Below are 21,542 nucleotides of genomic sequence, written 5' to 3' on the forward strand. Positions count from 1 at the left end.
TTTCGCCAATGGCGCGAACGCAGAAGGAATAAAAGCATCCGGGCGCGTTCGAAATAGCCCGGCGTCGGGCGCGCGTCGCCATCATCATCGGATGGAGCTCTACGAACCTCGCTGCCGGAAGCGGCCGATACGGCATTGCTGGCAACCCTGTGCCACGTGGCCGCCTGCCGTTCGGACATGAGGTGAAGCATGCCGGAAAGCGGCCCGTGATTTGACGCGCCCATCTCATTCGGGCGGGCTTTATGGTTTTCGACGATGATGAAAGCCCACCCCGTAAGCGCCAAGGCGCCGATAAAAACAAGCACGGGAACAGAGTAGCGGAGCAACATTTGGGAATCCAGATTGTTGCAAAGCCACTAGAAGTCGAAGATTGCGTCGGCATTACAAATGCTCGACCAGGTCGAACTATGCCGGCAAGGGGAATCGCTGCCTGATCATTCGAAGATATCGGCTGCGATCCCGGATCGATGCCTGACAGATGTCAGGTGTTGTCATTTTTGCCAAACCAGAAGTCAAGCTCGCGTATGCGGCGCTTGTCATAGGGCTGGTCCGGCGATTTGATCTGCCAGCTGTCGTCGTTGGCAAGCCCCGTCCACTTCGGCGCGCCACCCTGCTTTTGAACTGATTGTCGCCAGCGATACTGGGCATAGATTTCCATGATTTTGCCGGCATATTGGCTGGCAAGATCGCCATTGCCGGTGATGATCACCAGGTTCTCGTCGTTCACGCCGCTCGCCTTCGGCCCCATATTGTGGGAGCCGGTCATGACGACGGGATTGGGGCCGAACGGATCGACGATGACCACCTTGCTGTGAACCATGGCGTGGGCGGTCGGCAGCTTCAGAACTTCCTTCTGCCAATAGGCAAAACGGCCGGGGATTGCGGCTGGCAGGACGACATCGGCGTTGGCGTCGATACGCTCGCCTCTGTTGAACAGCACGACCGGATTCTTTGTTGTGCCGGGGTTCTGGTTGACGACGCCCTGGATGTAGAGATCGGGTTTGAACGACGGGCTAGACGGAGACGCAAGCTCGATGATGTCGTTGAGAAGCGTGCCGCGCGGGCCGGGATTGAACATGGCAAACAGAATGCCCTGCTGGGCGCTGCGGATCAGCTCACCCGCCTGTTCGAGATCGAGCCCCTCATGCATGGGCGTGAACCAGACCGTCGTATTCGGAGCCTTGGGCGTCGTTCTGGGTTCGGCATTGCTTTGGTAGAGAGCGGGTGGAGAATCATTGCCATCGGAGGCCAGCGTCTTCCACTGGTCGAGGTAGAATTCGGCCACCGCCGGATTGTCGATCAGAAGCGCATTATTGGCCTGGGTGCAAAGACCGGTCATCGTCCAATTCGTGCTGCCGGTCCACACCGCCTGGGGTGATTTGTCCGCGTCGCAGATGACCAGGAATTTATTGTGCGCCAGTGCCCGCGGCGCGCTCATGCGATCCTTGACATCGCAGCCTGAAAGCTCGGATCGCGCTTCCTCGTTTTCGTCCTCGCCCTTTTTCTTCACGCTGCCATTGCCGAGCACGACATGGGCACGTTTCTTGAAGCCCTGCAGCAGAGGGATCAGTTCCGGGTCATCCAGCTCGAACAGGGCGGCATAGATATGGCCGCCATTCGACTGTGCGGCGCCCAGGAGCGATACCAGCTTGTCGCGGATCGGTCCCGCAAGAAATCGGCGGATCGGGTCTTCCGGGTTGGCGATCGCTTTCTTGAGCTTGGTGGTGGGAGCTTCTTCAGGCAGTGCGCGCGCAAGCCATTGGCTGGCGACGATGCCTCGGTTGAAATAGCAGCTGACATGGCCGCTGGTCTCTGCCCCGATCTGCATGGCATCGCTCCAGTCCGAGGCGTGGTCGGCCGATTCCTGCAGTGCCGTCTCAGGCCCGACCATGGCGGAGACCCGGTAGGCGACGACATCACCCGGATTGACGGCGAAATCGGACCAGAGATATTTCTGGATCGGCCATTCCGTCGTCGGCTTGCGCGTGCCTTCCTCGACGGCCGGCCCATCGGCGAAGCCGACCCAGCTGGCGACGATCTCCTCATGAAAGCCATCGGCATCGACATCGGAGACCGTGTTCGGGCTTTGCGGGCTTCCAGCTGCGCGCTTGATCTTTCGCCGCAAGGCAAAACCGCGGCATTGGTCGATGAAGTCGCTGCGCCAGGCAATAAGGGCACTATCGACACCGGGATGCACGATCAGGCTTATGTTCATTGGACCTCTCCCTGGATGATTGCTTCTCTTCCCATAATTGCTGTCGAATGTAGGCGCTGTGGCTGTACTCCGAAGCGCCGCGGGCTTCGGCCCTTGGTGCGCGTCAGTTCAGTGGAGCACCGGTCTGATCGTCGGTCTTCAGCGCCTGAACGCTGAAGCGCACGAACAAGGCTATGGTCTCCCCGCCGGCAAATCGGATGAACAGCCCGCCATCGCCATGGACGCGGTTGTCGTCGGCAAAACTGCCGGAATTGCCCTGCATGAAGTGAGTGTCGTGGACGCCGCGTTCTGGGCTGAACTGGAAGGTTTCGTCGCTTCCCTGATCCTGAAAATATTCACCGAAGGCGACGATGGCGGCGCTTGCATCGGCCTTCGCACGCTCGATCTGCCCATCCAGCATGTTGGCGAGCGACAATTGTGTCCCGTCTGCGGGAATGGCCTCCATGTCGGCAATCGGGAAGAGCGTATCGCGAATATAGTCGAGACCCTCGCCATCCGGTCCCGTCTGCAGCGCCTTGAAGCCCGACGGACCTTGCGCAAGGCTGGCAATATCGTGGCCGCTATTGTCCTTGAAGTCGGGGTCGTAGTGTACGAGCACTTCGCTGCCATCGACGGACTGGACGTTGACGGCAATCCGGAAGTCCGCATCGCCTGCCTTGACCCAGATCTCATAATGCGGCGAGGAGCCTGACGGTTTCATGGTTCCATCGGCGACCTTACCGACGAGGACTCCGTAGGTGCGCTTGGCGTCTTTGGGCTTGCGACGTTCACGTGTCATGAGAAGGAACCTTTGATTGGGGGCTAGAAAATGCTGGCCTGGTCACCTGCCAGCAGCTGCTGCGGCACTTGAACAAGACGCCAGGCGCGATCTGCGGTGAGTATGAAAATCATGTCGAACCGATCGTCAGGCCAGCCGGGCACCTCGATCGCACTTTGCGTCATGGCCGTGACGATCTCATGAATTGCATTGTGCTCCCAGGCGATGAGCACGACGCCGTCCTGATGCAGGACTGCTTCGGCGAGCGCCGCCTCTTCGCCGCGCGCATGATCGATATTGACGGTGAGGCCGGCAAGGTCGGCCAGCGGCTGAAGGGTCGATCGGGTACGATGGCTGTGATGCTTGTCGTCGGGATGGGCTGCAAAGAGGGACGTTGGCTGTTCGATGGGACTTTGTTTGCCGGCGCCCGCAAGCGGGCAGAATAGCCGAACCAGGGCTCCGGCCCGCTGCCATCCCCTGACGGTCAGAGAGTTAGCGCTTGGCGAACCATCCGGCCGGACGCCTTGATCCTTGCCGCCGTCCATCGGACGTTCGGCGTGACGAATAATCATGATCTTACGTGGCGTCATGGGAAGGTCCTCAAAAAAGTTGGATTTCGATGAGCTTAAACAAGCCTGGACGCTTCGTTGTCGATCGTTGCTGCAGCTTTTTGAAGGCTAAATTTCGCGGCTTCGTCATGGGTATGTACAAAACAAAATGCCGTCGCATATGGAACTGTGGTTTAAATATCGCGGGGAAAGCTCGGCAAGCGCCTGAGCTTTAGTTTCCATTGCCGGTTGATCCTGCGACATTTCGCTTGTTGTTGTCTGCGTCCATTTTTGAGACCGAATTTCGCCAAGTTGCAGACAGATGCTTGCGTGCCACTTTGCCTTCATGTTCACGGTTGTCTCTGAAAATATCCCCGAAACAGGGATGTGAACTTGCGTCTTGAAGCAAGTAAGGCAAGAGTTTGGAACCCTCGGCGCGGGCATGGCGCGACAAGTTTCGGCAGACCGTATGAAAGCACCAAAGAGAATCGGCATTCTGGAAGTCGCCCGACTGGCTGGCGTGTCCGCGACCACGGTTTCGCGCGTCCTGAACGGCCAGGCCGACAGCCGCATCAGCCTGGAGACACAGGAGCGCGTCAGGGCAACGGCAAGCAGCGTCGGCTATGTCGTCAACCGTCTGGCAACATCGCTGAGGACGCACAGGACCGGTGTTTTCGGAGCGATCGTCAACAGCCTGTCCGGCCACTATCAGCCGCATTTGACAAGCCGCCTCCAGGCCGCAGCACAGCGCCGGGACGTTGAGTTGCTGGTGGCGCAGGCCAAGTCGGAGGCCGGCGAAATCGCAGGGCAACTGCAGCTGTTCCAGCAGGATTTCTTCGACGGCGTGATTATGGTCAGCGATCTCCCGGGTCAGCAGGCGCTCTGCGATCACCTTGACCGCATGGGCAAGGCGCATGTGACGCTCGGCGCCGGGTTGATGGGACCGCTTCCGGCGGTGCTGACGGATGATCGCCGTGGCATGGATCTTCTCTTTGAGCACCTGAAGGGGCTCGGGCATCGCCGCATCTCCTTCGTCTATCGCATCAGCCGCAGTGCGCTTCGCGATCGGCTGTCGATCTTTGAAGAGGTGGTTGGAAGGAGCGGTGGCTCCATCGCCGGCGGCGTCATCTCTTTCGAGAAGGACGGGCATGACCGCGAGCTCTTTAAAAATCTGCTAGCGTCGCCCGGGCGCCCAACGGCGCTCATCTGCGGCAGCGATGGGCTTGCGATCGAGGTCGTTGCATTCCTGCGCGATCTCGGCCTGCAGATCCCCGGCGACATTTCCGTCGTCGGCTATGACAATGTGCCGGACACTGCCTATTGGGCACCGCCGTTGACGACCATTGCCCAGCCAACGGATGCGCTTTGCGAGGCTTCGCTCGACCTCCTGGTTGAACTTTCGAATCTCCCTATGGACGCTCGCGTTGCAATGCGTCCGGTGCGTTTCGTCCACCCCGAACTTGTCATACGTGCGTCATCGAGCTCGCCTAGCTTGCGGCCACTCTCCCTTGCGTAAGAAATGATAGTTCTGAGCGCAAGTGGTCATATTTTGCTTGCGCAAACGTTTGTGCAAAAGCTCTAACAGGAAAGTTTGCCGATGTCCGAATATCTGCTCAGCGGCTTCAACAGCCCAGTTACCCGCCGCACGACCCTTCTCATGGGAGCGGCAGCCGGCCTCTCCGCCTTTGTCCCGGCGTTGTCCGCAGCCGCCGATGACAATGGCGACAAGAGGCCGGAGCTTCGCATCGCGGTGCAGCAGAATCCGGTCTCGCAGGAACCTGTCGACGCCGCCAGCAACGTCGCCTTCCGCAACAACTATTCCATCCACGAGACGGTGCTTGCGCTCGACATGCGCGGCGACTTCTCGGTGAAGCCCAATCTCGCCACCTCGTGGACATGGATTTCGCCGACCGTGCTCGAAATGAAGCTGCGCCCTGGCGTGATCTTCCACGACGGCCGCGAGATGACGGCCGAGGACGTCGCTTTCTCCTTCGGGCCGGAGCGGCTCCTGAACAAGGATGCGCCGGGCTACCCTACCTATCGCACCAACTTCACCAGCCTCGACCACGTCGAAGTAGTCGATCCGATGACGGTCCGGTTCGTCACCAAGTTTCAGGATCCGATCTTCCTGCAGCGCCTCGCATCCTACGCGGCCGTCGTCATCAGCAAGGATGCCTGGCAGAAGAACGGCGGCAACTGGACGACCTGGCGTCAGAAGCCGGTCGGCGCCGGTCCTTATAAGGTTGAAAGCTATACGGCCAACGAGAGCGTGGTTCTGGCCGCCCACGATCAGGCCTATCGCGGCAAGCCGGCCGCCAAACGGGTAACCCTGCGCATCGTACCCGAGGTTTCCTCGCGGATTGCAGGCCTCTTGGCCGGCGACTACGATATTGCAACGGACCTGCCGCCGGATCAGCTTTCCGTCGTCAGTGCCAGCACGGATCATGCGATTGTCGGCGGGCCGGTCCCGAACAACCGCATTCTGTTCTTCGACAAGAACAATCCGGCGCTCAAGGACCCGCGCGTCCGCCAGGCGCTGATCCTCGCCATCGATCGCCAGGCGATCGTCGATACGATCTGGAACGGTCGCACGAGAGTGCCGAACGGGCTGCAGTTCGAGCTCTACGGCCCCATTTATCTCAAGGATTACCCGGCTTATCAATATGATCCCGATCGGGCGACGCAACTCCTGAAGGATGCCGGCTATAATGGCGAGGAGATCGAAGTCCGCTCGCAGAACAATTATTACACGGCGGAAAACCCGGTCACGCAGGCCGTCGTAGCCATGTGGCAGGCGATCGGCGTCAACGCCAAGATGAAGTTCGTCGAAGCTGGCAAGCTGTTCGACAACTCGCCAACCCGCGCGACCGGAAACTGGTCGAGCACCGGGCAGATCCCTGATCCTTACATTTCCTTCTTCACGCAGTTCAGTGCGGCCGGCTCGCTCACCTCGTTCAAGATCTGGCAGAATGCCGATTTCGATGCGCTCGGCGCCAAGATGGAGAAGGCCGTCGATCCGGCCGATCGCGCCAAGATTTTCCGCGACATGCTGCATCTGATCGAATGGGAAGATCCGGGCGAGACGGTCCTGCATCAGAACGCCGTCTTCTTCGGTATTCGCAAAGGCATCAAGTGGCAGCCTCTGCCGGCTTTCCAGATGGATCTCGGTGCCGGCAGCCTCGCCTTCGAAGAGCAGAAGAGCTAAGCGGTCGGTCATGGCGACGCCCGTTCTTTCGGTCGACAATCTGAGTGTCTCGTTCGGAACGGGCGCCAGCCGGTTTCACCCGGTCAATAACGTCTCCTTCGATCTTGCCGAGGGTGAAATCCTCGGCATCGTCGGTGAGAGCGGATCAGGCAAGAGCCTAACCTGCTTGGCGCTTGCGGGTCTTCTGGGGTCGACCGCCAGCGCGACGGGCTATATTTCCTTCCAGGACGCCATGTATGACGCGGCCGAGCTCGGTCCGCGGTCGCGGATAAAGATGCCACCGATCGGGTTGATCTTTCAGGAGCCGGTCTCCTGTCTCGACCCGGTGCGCACGATCGGCTCCCAGATCGCAGAGGCGGCGGTCAGCGCCGGCATGTCGGCAAAGGAAGCCAGGACAGAAGCGCTTCGGCTCCTGACGGAAGTCGCCATTTCGCAACCAGAGACACGCTACAATGCCTATCCCGCGCAATTTTCCGGCGGCATGTGCCAGCGCGTGATGATCGCGACAGCGCTTGCCATGCAGCCGCGATTGATCATCGCCGACGAACCCACGACGGCGCTTGACGTGACGGTGCAGGCACAGGTCGTCGCTCTCCTGGTCAAGGCGGTACGTGAGCGCGGCATTCCGATGATCTTCATCAGCCACGATCTCGATCTCGTCTCGGAAGTCTGCGACCGTATCGCGGTGATGTATGCGGGGTCGCTGGTCGAGATCAATCGCACGGACAACCTCTACGACAACCCGCGCCATCCCTATACAAGGCTGCTGCTGGAGGCGATGCCTGGGAGGGGCAGGCCGCTTCAGAGGCTTGCGGATATTCCCGGCGAACTGAAATTCCACCACGATCTGCCGCGGGCCTGCGCTTTTGCGCCCCGCTGCCCGCGCGCGGAGCCGGCTTGCGCAACGATGGTTCCGCCGCTGATTGCCGGCGCGGCAGCCCTTGCCTGCTTCAATCCATGGAGTTCTCATGACGCCTGAGAAGCAAACGCCAGCCGAGATGCAGAAGGCGGAGGCAGCCCTTGCTGCCCGTGATCTGCAATTTTCCTATGCGCCAGGCTTTTCGCTCTGGCCGGGACGGGCGAGGGGATTTCACGCGATCAAGGATGTAAGCCTAGAACTGAAGCCCGGCGAAACCTTGGGTCTTGTCGGCGAGTCCGGTTGCGGCAAATCCACCCTTGCCTCGTTGCTCTGCGGCGATCGCACGCCGACATCAGGCGAAATCACCCTCTTCGGACAGCCCTTCAACAGTCTGATGAAGCCGAACCGGCGCGGCTTGGCGAAGCATCTGCAGGTCATCTCACAAGATACGATGGGCGCGCTCGATCCGCGGCGGAGCGTCGGCCACCAGATCGTGGAGACGTTGGCAATTCACGGCATCGGCTATCCGGCAAGCAGGCTCGATCGCGCGGCGGAGACATTCAAGGCTGTGAGCCTGCCGGTCTCCGCCCTGCGGAAGTTTCCGCATCAGCTCTCAGGTGGTCAGCGTCAGCGCGTCGCGATCGCCCGTGCTCTCGTGGTCGAGCCGCAAATTTTGCTTTGCGACGAGCCGGTCTCGGCGCTCGACGTCTCGGTGCAGGCGCAGGTGCTCAATCTCCTGCTTGAATTGCAGCGCGCACGCGGCCTGTCGCTGCTTTTCATCAGCCATGACGTGCGGGTGGTCCGTCACGTGTCGCATCGCGTGGCGATCATGGAGGCGGGCTCGATTGTCGAAACCGGTCCGACGGAGGATGTCTTCGCAAATCCGGCCCACCCCTATACCGCCAAGCTTTTGTCCGCCGTTCCCCGCGGGCGGCGTGGCAGGGTGCGACAGGTAGCCGCCATGCTCGAAACGCTTTGAGGGAACGGCAATGCTTCAATCCATCCTGCGCGCGTTTCTAAGAGCACTCGTGACGCTGTTCCTGGCGATGACCTTCACCTTCGTCATCCTACGGGTCAGCGGTGACCCGCTGCATTCCTTGCTGCCCATTGAGACGCCGCCGGAAGTGGTGGCGCTGATGCGACAGCAATGGGGTCTCGATCAGCCGCTCTATATCCAGTATTTCGCTTATCTCGGCCATCTTCTGCGTGGCGATTTCGGTACGTCGCTCCTCAATGGTCAGGACGCGCTGGCACTGGTTCTATCGAAAGTTCCCGCAACGCTGGAGCTGATGGGCGCTGCCCTGATATTGGCCTTTGGCGCCGGCGTGCCGCTCGGCATTCTGGCGGCGCGTAACCGCGGCGGCCTGATCGACCGCTTCGTCATGGCACTGGCGGTATTGATGCATTCGCTCCCGAATTTCCTGATCGCCATCCTTCTTATCCAGCTTTTCGCCGTCACCTTGCGGATCTTGCCAAGCGGCGGGGGAGCGACGATGGCACATCTCGTCATGCCCGTTCTGGTGATCGGCCTCTATAATGCCGGCATCATCGCCCGTTTCGTCCGGTCCAGCGTGTTGGAGGTGCTGGGTCAGCGTTATATCCTGGCAGCGCGCGCCAAGCGCATCGGCGAGAGCGCCCTTCTCTGGCGGCATATCATGCCGAATGCGGCCCTGCCGCTCCTGACCATGCTCGGCTTTCTGGTCGGCGGTATGATTGGCGGCGCGGCCGTGGTCGAAAGCGTCTATGCCTGGCCAGGTGTCGGCCGTTTTCTCGTCTCCTCCGTCGCGCAGCGCGATCTGAACGTGGTGCAGACCATCGTCTTGCTGATCACGGCAACAATGGTGGCCGCCAATCTCATGATCGACTGCCTCTACATTCTCGCCGATCCGCGCCTGCGGCATCGCACAACGGCTTGATCGGCCGTCTCGAAAGGTAACAGCCATGGCCAATGCAGCGACCGGCGCCGACGTTTCCCCGAAGACCGGGTCAAAGAGAGCCTTCCGGCTCGGCCGGCGCTTCGATCTGATGACGGCCATTTGCGCCATCATCCTCGTGACCTTCATCATGGTTGCGATCTTCGCCAATGTGCTTGCGCCTCATGGCTTCGCGCAGATTGACCTCCACGCCCGCAAGGCGCCGCCGATCTTATTCGGCGGCTCGTTCAAGCATATTCTCGGCACCGACGAGCTTGGTCGCGATATTCTGAGCCGCATCTTCTATGGTTTACGCACCAGCCTGTTGATCGCGCTCGGCGCATCGGCAATCAGCCTGACTCTCGGCACGGTGCTCGGACTGCTTGCCGCCTTTGGTCGCGGATTTGCCGACATGCTGATCCGCATTGCGGTGGATTTTCAGGCATCGATGCCATTCTTGATCATCGCGCTCGCCGTTCTCGCCTTCTTCGGCGATAACCTATGGCTTTTCATGGCGTTGCTCGGCCTTTACGGCTGGGAGCGTTATGCGCGGCTGGTGCGCACGATGGCCGGGCTGGAACTGGAGCGTGGCTATGTCGCCGCCTTGAGGCGCAATGGCGCCGGGACAGGGCGTATCGCCTTCCTGCATGTGCTGCCCAACATCCTCTCCGTCGTCCTCGTCAACCTGACGATCGTCTTGCCTGAGATCCTTTTGCAGGAATCGGCGCTGAGCTTTCTCGGCCTCGGCATCCAGCCGCCGCTCGTCAGCCTCGGCAGCATGGTCGGCGCGGGTCGCGACTATGTGATGACCGAATGGTGGATCGCGATCCTGCCGGGCATGGTGATCTTCTTCCTGTCGCTGTCGATCAGCCTGATAGGCGACTATCTGCGCGACGTTCTCGATCCGACCCTTCGCTAGATTGCCCTTAAAGAACTGATTTCCAAGGAGAGTTGCATTGCCCTTGCCCCTTCACGCCGCCCGCCATGGTTCGCTGCGCATCGCCGCTCATCGCGGTTTCAGCCGACGGTTCCCGGAAAACACCGTTTTCGCCTTCCAAAAGGCCGTGGATGCAGGCGCCAACGAGTGCGAAATCGACCTCATGCTGACGCGTGACGACCAGATCGTTGTGATCCACGACAGAACGCTGGATCGCACGACCAATGGCTTCGGCTTTGTCGCCGATCAGGATCTCGAGCACATTCTTTCGCTCGATGCCGGCGCGAAATTCGACCCGCGCTTTACCGGGACCCGCGTGCCGACACTTGCCGATACGCTGTTATGGGCCAAGCAGACTGATACGCGCCTTGCAATCGAAATGAAGGAGCCTGAACGCGCCGATCGTCTTATCGATCTCATGATCGGCACGTTGAAGGAGCTCGACGCTTTCGACCATGTTGCCATATCCTCCTTCGACCATATCGACCTGTTGCGCGTAAAGGAGATCGAGCCACGTCTACAAACGGAAGCGATCATTCACCATCGTCCCGTGGACATTGTTGCCTCGATGCGCGCAGGTAGCATTGACGGCGTCTCGCTGGAACTGAACCGCTTTCACCGGGCTGACGCCGAGGCGCTGCAGGAGGCCGGCATTGCCGTGCGTCTGAGCCTGCCGCTGCCGGAAAAGCTTGCCATCTTCTGGCAGGGCGGCCGCGACCCGCTTCCTATGATTCGAAGCTGTGTCCAGGACCGGCTGGTCGACGCGCTAATCGGCGACGATGTGGATTTCCTGCGGACGCTGGGCGTGAGCGCCTGAAAATCTCAGCGACCGGTCGGCACTTGACTCATTCATAGCTCACCAGCTATTGGTCTAATCAATAGCCAAAGAGTTATGAATTGTCATGACCAATGCCCATGATCCTATCTTCCGAGCGCTCGCCGATCCGACGCGGCGGGCGATCTTCGAGCGTTTGTGCCGTGCCGGCGATCAGACCGTCGTCGCGCTCACGACCTATGCCAGGGTCTCCCAGCCGGGTGTCTCGAAGCATCTGGCCGTTTTGAAACAGGCGGGGCTGGTGTGTGACCGGCACGAGGGACGCCAGACGCACTATAGCGTTAAGCGCAATGCGCTTGCCCCATTGCTCGACTGGACGAGCGAGATGGTCGGCTTCTGGGAGGGCAAGTTCGACGATCTGGAAGACTTGCTCGATAGGATGGATCAATGACTGAGGCGCCAGATGCAGTGCGCACTGTCACGGTCGAGCGCGACATTGCGCATCCGCCGGAAAAGGTCTGGCGCGCGCTGACCCAGCCGCATCTGATCACCGAGTGGCTGATGAAGAACGACTTTGCTCCTATCCTTGGCCACCGCTTTACCTTTCGTAGCGACTGGGGAGGTGTCTTGGATTGCGAAGTGCTCGTCGTCGAGCCGAACAGCAAGCTGTCTTACCGATGGAATTTCGCGCACGATGATCCTTCTTTCGATCTGAAGAGCGTCGTGACGTTTACGCTCGTGCAGACGGAAAGGGGAACGCATCTGCGCATGGAGCAGGTCGGCTTCCGGCCGGGTCAGAAGCAGGCCTATGGAGGCGCCAGAGCCGGATGGCGGCAGTTTCTTGAAAGACTGGACGAGGTCCTGCGGGAGTAAGTGGGACCAGCGCGGATAAAGTCCCGGATGCAATCATGCGAGCATATTGCGGTCGCTTGCTTGCATCAGTTTTTCGGTTCCGTGCGGGCACGTCAACCAGCAGAATTATGAAGTGGGCAAGGACATGATCACCGATATCGAGGACTTCTTTACCAAGGGATGCGGACGCTGCGAACGCTTTGCGACGGCCGACTGTTCGACAAGACTGTGGATTGATGGCTTGAACGAATTGCGCCGGATCTGTCTGGAAGTGGGTCTCGTCGAGACGCTGAAATGGGCTCATCCGTGCTACATGCATGCGGGGCGAAACATCGTCATCATCGGTGCCTTTCGCGGCGATTTTCGCGCCAGCTTTTTTAATGCGGCATTGATGAAGGACCCTGAGGGCGTGCTCGAAAAGCAAGGGCAGAATACCCAGCACGCCGATATGATCCGCTTTGTGAGCAATGCCGCCGTCGCGCAGATGGAGCCCATCATTCGATCCTATCTGAAGGAGGCAATGGTCTATGCTGAGGCCGGCATTAAGCCAAAGAAGGAAGTGGTGGAAGTCGAATTGCCGGACGAGTTGATCGAGGCCCTGGATTCCGATCCAGAGCTTGCGGAGGCTTTCCATGATCTGACGCCGGGACGAAAGAAGAGCTATGTGATCAATCTCAACTCGGTGAAGAAGTCTGAAACGCGAAGCGCGCGGATTGTGAAGTTCCGCAATCATATTCTCGCCGGAAAGGGTGCGCTGGAGCGCTGACCGGCCGCATGGCCGGCTGCTGCGGGGCGTCGACATCTCCTTGGTCGGCATTGTGAAATACTTATATCGCGCCACAGCCAGTCCAATCGAAAACCTATGCCGTAGTCGATACCGTTAAATGGCGCGGTCGAACTCTCGACCGCTCGCGTCGAATGGTGGCTCTTTCGGAGGGATTGGCGATGTATGGTCGTTGGTGGGCATATTATATTGTGGAGCGTGCACGCCCGGCACATCCTTCGTCGGCGATCCCTGTTGCTGCGACATCCAACTTAGACGACACGGGCGATCTGTGGATGTTTGCCCGGCTCATTATCGTATTGGCGATTGTCTTCGCAGCGCTGACATGCGTGCTCCTAGCCGTGCATTGAATGCCTCATACGTCCAAGCGATACAGTGAGTATCCAAGAATTGAAGCCCGTTGAATTGGATCAGATATCGAAGGCGACGATCAGCAGATTCATATGGAAATGCAATATCGCATTCGCGATTTCCCTGTTTTCAAAATCCAGCCATCTGCTGTCGGCTTCGAGATGTCTCGTGCTATATGCATTTCTTATGATTGTGGTTGCCGCCCTTACCCGCCAGCGCTTTTATGCGGAGAGCTTCAATCACTGGAGCGAAGCCCTTTGGCTGGGATTTGTCGCCGCAGGTCTCAACTTGCTTGCTTGAGCTTGCAGCAGCTAGCGCTGGAACTGCTCGACGGTTTCTCCCCCTGGCATGCGCAAACAACCGCGCTTTCGCGGGCTATTGCGGCTTCGGATCATACCACGCATATCCGAAATGGTAGCGATCGGGATCTTTCCCATAGTAATAGGGAAGAGCGATATCCTGTTGCGATGGCAGCTGTGCCGTCTCGCCGAATTTCGACGTGAACCATCGCTTCAAGGCATCCGGCATGCCTGACTGACGTCCGTCCCGCTCGTTCCAGACCAGGAGGACCGGGCCGTCTCCTATGAACTCCCGGCTTAGATCCGATTGAGGATACTCGGTGGAGATCACACGCGTATACGGCATGTTGACGCGGATATTGCCCGCCTTGAGCCAGGTCGTGGTCACGACTGCCGTCGGTTGCTTTCCTTCAGCTTCAATGACCTTGTCCACGAAGGTTCCATAAGGCGTGTTCAAATGCTCATAGGAATGAAAAAATCGCGCAAAAAGGACGCCGCCCGCTATTATCAGGGGTAGCGCCACGATCATGGCGGCAGGCACATAAAGGAACTTCTTTATGTCGGCTTGGCTTTGTTTTCCGGCGGCATCGAGCTTCAGACAAAAATAAAGCGGCAGCAGAAACAGGAACGGAAGCAGCCAGCGGTCACGAAACTCGGTGAGGGTTATCGCCAGTATCAACCCCAACAGGATAACGAGAGTGCTGACAAGTATCCGTCCTACGAAATCGCTCCACTCGCTTTTGGCGCGCAGCGACCGCAGGAATGACTGGCGAAAGATCAATAGAAAGATCACCGTCGTCGGGATCACGATCGCGACGCCCGTCTTGAGCAGTTCGACAAGCCCGACGCCGATATCGGAAAGCTTGTTGCCAGCGTCTTGGGCCGACATCGTGTGGACGGTCGTTGTCAGGACGCGGTCCATGTTGGACACCATCCACACCGCATGCGGCAGGAACATCAAGACGGCGATGGAAAGCGTCAGCAGGAGCCGCTTGTCCAGGAGCCTTTTTCGCCCCTCCGGATGAAAGAACGTGGCAACCAGCACGCTGATGACAACGAGAGCGAAATTGTACTTGGTGAGCATTCCAAGCCCGGCCCACAGACCGATCATCGCATAGGAGGCGACCGTCGGTCGCCGGATCGTGACCACAACGAAGTGGATAACCATGATCACCGCAAGCAGGGTGGCGACGGTATGTGTCAGGTCTCTCTGCGCCTGCCAGAACATCTGTGGCATCGTCAGGAGCGATAGTGCCCCGACCGCCGCCAGCCTCTTGTCGACCAGAAGCAATCTCAGGAGCCTGTAATAGGCGAAATAGACGAGAAAGAGCAGAATGTTCTTGAATATGACGAGCGATGCCACGCTCGTGCCGAACACTTCGAAGATGCCGTACTGAATCCAATTGTACAGCGGCGGCTGGGCGTCATATCCCCAAGCAAGCCATTGGCTCACCAGAAATTGCTGTGCTTCGTCAATCCGCAGCGAATTGGAGATGGCGATGCGGATGGCGGTCTGCGCCGCAAAATATATGGCCAGGATCGCAGGCACCCACCAATAGTCGGAGAAAGATCGACTGCTGTCGGCTGGCGCCAGCTGGTGGGTCGCATCCGCAAAACTGGCCTTTTCCACAGGGTTCATCCCATTCTCCGCGCGATTGCCGATATCGTCGTCCGCGACATGTCACAGATGTCGAGGGCCCACAATCGCTTTCAACTCAATTTCAGGGGCCGGCATCTTGAGGCAAGCCTGATGTGCCGGACCTCACAGCCTTCGGCAGCCGGGTTGTCGAAACATGCTTCTCGATCGTGGCGTTTAGCATCCCCGTGCCGCACTCGCCAGATCTCCTCGCTGAGATAATTGCTTAAGGCTGCGGGAATATGAATGCCTCGCCAATTGCCAACAACAATTTTTCCCGTCGACGACTTAATCCGCATCAAGCTTGTTGTCAAACATACCGAATGTATGTATATAGAGGTCAAGCATAGGTAAGAATTCGGATGAGGGGCGTTCTCCGGTCCCGAATCCGCTGATATCCGGCACCAAATCGTGTCGGTACAGCAGCCCGTCGTTTCCAATCCGATGAGGCTGCCCACCCCCGATCGGTTGACCTCCGATCAAGACGAGAAGGATTCGGCATTCCCTCCGAATCCTTCTCTTTTCATCGGCGTTGCGAGCTCTCAACAATAGTGAAGTGTGGTCGGCAGAGTTCCACAGGGGCAGTCGTGTGCGCGTCGTCTCTATACCGAGAGAGATCGGTCGCCGGCTATTGACTTGATTTGCCGGGAGTAGGTTCGGCCGACACGGATTTCGCTACCATCGGAAAGCAGCGCGACAAGAGCGGCAAAAGGAGCTTGCCGAAAGCCGACAATACATTCCCGCCGGACGATCGAACTGCGGTGCAGCCGAAGAAATTCCTTGGCATCGAGGCGCTGTTCGAGCGAAGCGAGGCTTTCATGATGTAGGTATGTCCTGCCTTCCGTATGGATGCGGACATAGTCGCGTTCCGCCTGGAAGCGCACGACTCGGTCGAGGCTTATCCGGATGAATTCTCCCCTCGACTTGATCCAGAGATCGGCGGACTGCGCTTCATGTCTTCGCAGTGCCTGCCGCAATGATCGCACGGTTTCGTTCAGTTCCGCGATGCGCTCGGCGCTTGTCCGCGCGGCGATTGTCGTGCGGGCTTTATCGATTGCCGCCTGCAGGCGGCTTGGTTCGATTGGCTTGGTCAGATAGTCGATGGCGGCAGCTTTGAAGGCGCGAAGGGCGTAGTGATCGAAAGCGGTCACGAAGATGAATGCTGAGGTATTGCCGTCAACACGTTCAATAATGTCGAAGCCGGTACCGCCCGGCATCTGGATATCGAGCAGCACCACATCCGGGGCGAGATCGGTAATCAGGCTTCTAGCTTGCTGAACATTGCCCGCCTCGCCGATCACTTTGGCATCGGCCATTGCTGCGAGGAGACGAAGCAACCGGCGCCTAGCCAGGGGTTCGTCATCGACAACAAGGATCGTTAGGGGCTTCATTTGTCCGTGGCTCATGCCAGCCTCAGCGGCATCGTGATTGCCGCCCTGAAGCGGTAGGGTGAAACCAGGCCGGCAACCAGAGCGCCGACGCCCGGAAAGCGCGCAGCGACGCGGTCTGCGACGTTTCGCAAGCCGACACCCGTGCCGGGGGAGGGGTGGCGGGAGCCCTCTGTCTCAGCCGCAGTGTCGTTCTCGACTGAAATCTCGAGTGCGTGGCCGATCTTTGACGCGCTGATGACGATCTCGACCTTGTGTGGAGAACGGCCGACGCCGTGCTTCACCGCATTCTCGATCAGCGGCTGCAGGATCAGGCTCGGCACCAAAGCCTCTTCGAGGCCATTTGCGATCTCAATCCGCAACGTCATGCGGTCGGAATAGCGTTCACCCTCGATGCGCAGATATCCGACCTGGAGCGCGAGTTCGTCGGCAAGTCTGACATCCTGCAGTGGGTCGAGCTCCAGCGTGGTACGCAAGAAATTGGAAAGAGACATCACCATGCGCCCAGCCGCGACACTCGATCCCTCCTCGATGAGGCCCGCAATGGAGTTCAGCGTGTTGAACAGGAAATGCGGATTGACTTGATATCGCAGGGCACGCATCTGCGCCGAAAGGGCTTCCTCGCGGCTGATGGCCAGGCGCCGCTCGCGCTCGCGCAGCTCGAAACTGTAAATCAACGCCACGAAAAAGAACGACCAGCCGAGAAAGGCGGCCATGCCGTAGATCAGCGTGTAGCCGACATTCGTCCAGTCGACGGTAATCGGATCGGGGCGGACGAAATAAAGATAAATCAGGAAATCGATCGCTGCATTGGCAGCGGCGGCGAGAAGGGCGGTGGAGAAGCCGACGATAATCTTGGCTGCGATATGCCAGTGCCGGACCCGAAACAACGCCGCTGAAATGCCACAGGAAAGAACGATGCTTGAGGACATTAGCAGCAATTTTCCCGGTGCGGACATGATGGGGTCGGTCCCCAAGATCCCCCACATTATGCTGCTGACGACGAACTCCACGAACCAATAGAGGAAGACGAGCCAGAGCGTGGCGCGCCGCACGCCGGCGAAATAGGCATCCTCATCCAATGATTCCGTTGCGTCCTTGGGTTTCATGCTGCTTTTATCCTTCACCTGGCAGCAGTTGTCGATTGCCGTTGGTCGGCTAAATCAAGCAGTTCGCAGAAAGTCGCAGCCCTTCGCAGCTGCAATCTGCCGTTGGTAGAAAGCCGAATTCTCCCCGTTATCAGGCTTGCTATAGCGCCCCATGACCTGCGTGTTCCCGGTCGGCAGTCGCCGGGACCGTGTGCTGATGATTGCAAATGAAAAAGGGGCAGACATTGAGTATTTCCAACCACGCGAACGGTTTGCGGATCAACCTCCTGAGCTCGACCATGCTCGCCCGCGTCGGCGTCCTCTCCCTGATCCTCGCCGGTGCGGCCACCGTTCCACAGGCGGCGCAGGCGGCGGGATTGCTGGTCAATTCCGACACCACCTGGGATCAGGATCATACGATCAACGACCTGCTTGTCGTGCGCGGCGGGGCCGGGGGCGCGACCTTGACAATCAAGGACGGGGCTGCCGTTAAGAGCACCTCGGGCTATATCGCCGACAGCCGAAATTCGGTCGGTGCCGTCATTGTCTCCGGTCCCGGCTCAAGCTGGGATATCGTCAACCCCGATCCGAGGGGCGCGCGCGAGCTGTTCATCGGCGGTTTCGGCAATGGTATCTACGGGGGCAAGGCGACCCTGACGATCGAGAATGGCGGTAGGGTCTCGGGCAAAGATGTCTATGTCGGCGCTCTGATGGAGGGCGATGGCAAGCTTTTCGTGCGTGGCGCCGGGTCTACGCTGACAGCCGACTATCTCGGGGTCGCCGTCGGAGCTCTTACGAACAACAACGGTGAGGTCGTTATCGAAGATGGCGGCTTGATCAGTTCGAACAGAGCCGATTTTGAGAATGGCAAGGTATTGCTGAGTGGCCAGAACTCGCGTTGGATCAACACGGGCGAATTCATGATCGGCGACAGTTTCACGATCGAGAAGGGTGCTGTGGTCTCCACCGGCACCGCGACCCTGCAGGAGCAGGAGAGCGTCGATCTCATCACCATGTATGTCGATGGTGCCGGCAGCGAGTTCAAGATCAACGACAGACTGACGATCGGCGAGGAGGGAAGTGTCAATCTTTCCGTCGCCAACGGCGCCAGGCTGTCTGCCGGCAGCATCGTCATCTCCGGTTCCGGCAATTTCATCCAAGAAGGTATGGGAAGCCTGACGATCGGCGGCAAGGTCGAACATTCGCGTGTCGGCGGCGTGACCGCGCTGGAGGCCCAGATGGCAGGGATCGTCGATCCATCGGCCGCCATCACGTTCGGTGCGGGCGACGGCCACCTCAATTTCAATCATACCAATGCCGGCTATGACTTTGCCAACACGATCGGCGGTAAGGGGACCATCAACAGTCTGGCCGGTGAAACGATCCTCAGCGGCGACCTGACGAAATTCAACGGCAACGTCAACGTCGACGGCGGTAAGCTCGTCCTGAAGGGCAATCTCGACACGACCGACAATGACGGCAACGTAAACGACGCGCTGCGCTACAGCACCACCAAGTTCGACGTGAAGGATGGTACGCTGATCGTCGACGGTGAGGCGGGGCGCATTCAGACAAACGCGTTTGGCGGCAAGACCTACACCAACTCCGTCATCGTCTGGGGCGAAAACCTGAACCGCATGGGCAATCAGACGTCGGCAGCCTTTGGCAGGCTCGGTGGTTCCGGCACGGTTGGCGATACGTTTATCGACACGAAGGCCGTTATTGCCCCCGGCAACAATTCGACGGGCGTCCTCACGATCGCAGGTGAACTGGAGATGGCAGGCGGCTCCATCTACGAAGCCGATATCGCCGGCAATGGCAGCGCCGACAGGATCGATGTCAAGATTGTCGATGGCGGCGTGGCGCGCAGCGGCACGGCAACGATCCGCAGCGGCGTCGATGTCCACGTGACCGCGCTCGACGCCGCCACCAGCTACCAGAACGGGCAAACCTACACGATCCTGACCGCCGAGCGCGGCATCGAAGGGCAGTTCGCCCAAGCGGTCTCGAAATCCGCCTTCCTTGATGTGGCGCTCGACCAGAAGGAAAAGCAGGTCGACCTCAAGATTGCGGTGAAGAGCACGGGCCCTAATCCCAACGAACCCAGGCCGAACGAGCCCAAGCCGAACGAACCGGAACCGAACGAGCCCAATCCGGGCACGGGCGAGAACCCCAATGCAGGCAAACCGGCACCTCAGGTCTTCAATGGCGTGGCCGTGACGGGCAATCAGCGCGATGTTGCCCTGGCGCTCAACACGCTTAGCCAGAACGGCCCAGCGCTCGGGCTTTACAATGCTCTTCTGCCGTTGGATGCCGACGAGGCACGCGGCGCCTTCAACCTGCTGTCCGGTGAGATCCATTCGGCTGCGCAGACCGCACTCGTCAATGACAGCGGCTTGCTGCGCAACGCCGTCAACGACCGTATCCGTGCCGCTTTCGATGATGTCGGTGCGCCAAAGGTTCCAGTTCTCGCCTATGGGCCGGAGGACAAGCCGGCGACGGCGGCAGTCGGTGCAATTGCCGCGGCCACCATCGAACCGCAGCCGGTCGTTGCCTGGGGGCAGGCATTCGGCTCGTGGAGCAGCATCGATGGCAACCGCAATTCCGGTCGCCTCGATCAATCCGCCGGCGGCTTTGTCACCGGTTTCGATGCCGCCGTCGCAGAGAGTGTGCGCGTCGGCATCCTGGCCGGCTACAGCCGGTCCAGTTTCGATGTGGATAGTCGCTTGTCACATGGAAGCAGTGACAATTACCATCTCGGAATTTACGGTGGCGGCCGCTGGGGTGACCTCGCAGTGCGCTCGGGCGTTGCCTATACATGGCATTCCATCGACACGAGCAGAACGGTGGCATTTCCCGGTTTCCGAGACCGGTTGAAGGCCGATTACGATGCCGGCACCTTCCAGGCATTCGGCGAGCTCGGTTACCGCATCGATATGGCGCCCGTTGCCATCGAGCCGTTCGCAAACCTTGCCTATGTGAGCCTTCATACCGACAGCTTCGTCGAACACGGGGCCGCGGCGGCGCTGTCGGGCCGCAGCGATACGAGCGACACGACGTTTACCACACTCGGTCTGCGTGCCTCGACGGCACTGACCCTTGGCGGGGTCGATACGAAGATGCGCGGCATGGTCGGCTGGCAGCATGCCTACGGCGATGCCACGCCTAATTCCACGCTTGGCTTTTCGACCGGCAACGCATTTTCTGTTGCAGGCACGCCGATTGCCGAGAATGCGGCTGTCGTCGAAGCCGGCCTCGACTTTGCCCTCAGCAGGAACGCCAATCTCGGCTTTACCTATACGGGACAGTTCGGTTCCGGTTCCCGGCAGAACGGCATTGATGCCAAGCTCAATGTCCGGTTCTGATGCGTAGGGTTGGCTTCATTTGCTGGGTACCGATGGCGAGCCTTCTCGCCATCGGATCGCTTCACGCACAAGATGCTGACAATGGTGCGACTACCGCACCATCGTCGCTTTCGGAAACCTACGAAGATTGGAGTGTCGCCTGTGCCGGCATCGGGAATGAAAGACGCTGCATGTTATCGCAACGGCAGTTCCATAAGAGCGGGCAGAATATCTTGACTGTCGAATTGCGGCCGTCGGAGGCAGGCGGCGTGCAGGGCAATGTCGCCTTGCCCTTCGGCCTCTATCTGGACAAGGGCATCAGCTTTGGCGTCGATGATGCCAAAGGTGCCAAGCCCTCGCGTTTTCGCACCTGCCTGCCTGCGGGCTGCATTGTCCAACTGTCTTTCACGGAACCGACGGTCAAGTCGTTGCGCGGCGGCAAAATGTTAAAGCTCGTTGCTTTTGCGAGCGATAGCGAGAATGAAGTGGCGTTTTCGGTATCCCTGAAAGGCTTTGCCGCCGCATTGGACAGAACGATCGCGCTTTCATCGAAGAAGTAAGCTGTTTGCTGCGTCTGTCGCAGGCTCGATG

The 21,542-nt window shown here is 59.3% G+C and carries 19 protein-coding genes; 13 read left to right on the forward strand and 6 right to left on the reverse strand.

Going from position 1 to position 21,542, the window contains the following annotated elements:
* Positions 1–481: 481 nt before the first annotated feature.
* The 3 genes from BJ928_RS15860 to BJ928_RS15870 all read right to left on the reverse strand — a co-directional run bounded on the left by BJ928_RS15860 (position 482) and on the right by BJ928_RS15870 (position 3,562).
* Entirely contained in the window at positions 482–2,215 is a 1,734-nt protein-coding gene (locus BJ928_RS15860; protein WP_047631522.1) for a phospholipase D-like domain-containing protein, read from the reverse strand.
* A 103-nt stretch (positions 2,216–2,318) separates the two neighbouring features.
* Positions 2,319–2,993: a DUF2278 family protein gene (locus BJ928_RS15865; RefSeq protein ID WP_047631615.1), complete on the reverse strand. Its 675-nt coding sequence runs from the start codon at positions 2,991–2,993 to the stop codon at positions 2,319–2,321.
* Between the two features lie 23 nt (positions 2,994–3,016).
* Complete coding sequence (locus BJ928_RS15870) at positions 3,017–3,562, reverse strand: hypothetical protein (RefSeq protein WP_047631521.1); 546 nt, start codon at positions 3,560–3,562, stop codon at positions 3,017–3,019.
* Between the two features lie 427 nt (positions 3,563–3,989).
* Between BJ928_RS15870 and BJ928_RS15875 the strand changes: the two genes are divergently transcribed.
* The 11 genes from BJ928_RS15875 (at position 3,990) to BJ928_RS15925 (ending at position 13,496) form a co-directional block, all read left to right on the forward strand.
* Positions 3,990–5,036 carry a LacI family DNA-binding transcriptional regulator gene (locus BJ928_RS15875; RefSeq protein WP_245432353.1) on the forward strand — a complete coding sequence of 349 codons (1,047 nt, stop codon included), beginning with the start codon at positions 3,990–3,992 and terminating at the stop codon, positions 5,034–5,036.
* 81 nt (positions 5,037–5,117) lie between these two features.
* Positions 5,118–6,725 carry an ABC transporter substrate-binding protein gene (locus BJ928_RS15880; RefSeq protein ID WP_047631520.1) on the forward strand — a complete coding sequence of 536 codons (1,608 nt, stop codon included), beginning with the start codon at positions 5,118–5,120 and terminating at the stop codon, positions 6,723–6,725.
* Between the two features lie 10 nt (positions 6,726–6,735).
* On the forward strand, positions 6,736–7,704 hold the full coding sequence (locus tag BJ928_RS15885; RefSeq protein WP_047631519.1) for an ABC transporter ATP-binding protein: 969 nt from the start codon (positions 6,736–6,738) through the stop codon (positions 7,702–7,704).
* Positions 7,694–8,563: an ATP-binding cassette domain-containing protein gene (locus tag BJ928_RS15890; protein WP_197070131.1), complete on the forward strand. Its 870-nt coding sequence runs from the start codon at positions 7,694–7,696 to the stop codon at positions 8,561–8,563. Before BJ928_RS15885 ends, BJ928_RS15890 begins: the two co-directional genes overlap by 11 nt.
* Positions 8,564–8,573: 10 nt before the next feature.
* Positions 8,574–9,500, forward strand: a complete 927-nt coding sequence (locus tag BJ928_RS15895) for an ABC transporter permease (protein ID WP_047631518.1) — start codon at positions 8,574–8,576, stop codon at positions 9,498–9,500.
* Between the two features lie 25 nt (positions 9,501–9,525).
* Positions 9,526–10,416 (forward strand): ABC transporter permease, encoded by an 891-nt coding sequence (locus tag BJ928_RS15900; RefSeq protein WP_047631517.1) that lies wholly within the window; start codon positions 9,526–9,528, stop codon positions 10,414–10,416.
* A 37-nt stretch (positions 10,417–10,453) separates the two neighbouring features.
* Positions 10,454–11,251: a glycerophosphodiester phosphodiesterase family protein gene (locus BJ928_RS15905; protein WP_047631516.1), complete on the forward strand. Its 798-nt coding sequence runs from the start codon at positions 10,454–10,456 to the stop codon at positions 11,249–11,251.
* Between the two features lie 85 nt (positions 11,252–11,336).
* Positions 11,337–11,660: a metalloregulator ArsR/SmtB family transcription factor gene (locus BJ928_RS15910; protein WP_047631515.1), complete on the forward strand. Its 324-nt coding sequence runs from the start codon at positions 11,337–11,339 to the stop codon at positions 11,658–11,660.
* Positions 11,657–12,082 (forward strand): SRPBCC domain-containing protein, encoded by a 426-nt coding sequence (locus BJ928_RS15915; RefSeq protein ID WP_047631514.1) that lies wholly within the window; start codon positions 11,657–11,659, stop codon positions 12,080–12,082. Before BJ928_RS15910 ends, BJ928_RS15915 begins: the two co-directional genes overlap by 4 nt.
* A 124-nt stretch (positions 12,083–12,206) precedes the next feature.
* Positions 12,207–12,827, forward strand: a complete 621-nt coding sequence (locus tag BJ928_RS15920; protein ID WP_047631612.1) for a YdeI/OmpD-associated family protein — start codon at positions 12,207–12,209, stop codon at positions 12,825–12,827.
* Positions 12,828–13,220: 393 nt separating this feature from the next.
* Positions 13,221–13,496, forward strand: coding sequence for a hypothetical protein (locus BJ928_RS15925; protein WP_147413915.1), 276 nt, complete (start codon positions 13,221–13,223; stop codon positions 13,494–13,496).
* Between the two features lie 75 nt (positions 13,497–13,571).
* On the opposite strand, the gene BJ928_RS15930 is transcribed toward BJ928_RS15925, so the two are convergent.
* The 3 genes from BJ928_RS15930 to BJ928_RS15945 form a co-directional block, all read right to left on the reverse strand.
* Positions 13,572–15,134 (reverse strand): glycosyltransferase family 39 protein, encoded by a 1,563-nt coding sequence (locus BJ928_RS15930; protein ID WP_052227681.1) that lies wholly within the window; start codon positions 15,132–15,134, stop codon positions 13,572–13,574.
* A 599-nt stretch (positions 15,135–15,733) separates the two neighbouring features.
* Entirely contained in the window at positions 15,734–16,537 is an 804-nt protein-coding gene (locus tag BJ928_RS15940) for a LytTR family DNA-binding domain-containing protein (protein ID WP_245432355.1), read from the reverse strand.
* Positions 16,534–17,628 carry a histidine kinase gene (locus BJ928_RS15945; RefSeq protein ID WP_052227680.1) on the reverse strand — a complete coding sequence of 365 codons (1,095 nt, stop codon included), beginning with the start codon at positions 17,626–17,628 and terminating at the stop codon, positions 16,534–16,536. The genes BJ928_RS15940 and BJ928_RS15945 overlap by 4 nt, the downstream gene beginning before the upstream one ends.
* A gap of 224 nt (positions 17,629–17,852) precedes the next feature.
* Here BJ928_RS15945 and BJ928_RS15950 point away from each other — a divergent pair, with 224 nt between their 5' ends.
* Positions 17,853–20,972 carry an autotransporter domain-containing protein gene (locus BJ928_RS15950; protein WP_183079418.1) on the forward strand — a complete coding sequence of 1,040 codons (3,120 nt, stop codon included), beginning with the start codon at positions 17,853–17,855 and terminating at the stop codon, positions 20,970–20,972.
* A 32-nt stretch (positions 20,973–21,004) separates the two neighbouring features.
* Complete coding sequence (locus BJ928_RS15955; protein WP_183079419.1) at positions 21,005–21,511, forward strand: invasion associated locus B family protein; 507 nt, start codon at positions 21,005–21,007, stop codon at positions 21,509–21,511.
* The last annotated feature ends 31 nt before the right edge of the window (positions 21,512–21,542 follow it).

It is taken from the genome of Rhizobium sp. WW_1, assembly GCF_003610155.1.
GTDB classification, from domain to species: Bacteria; Pseudomonadota; Alphaproteobacteria; order Rhizobiales; family Rhizobiaceae; genus Rhizobium; species Rhizobium tropici_A.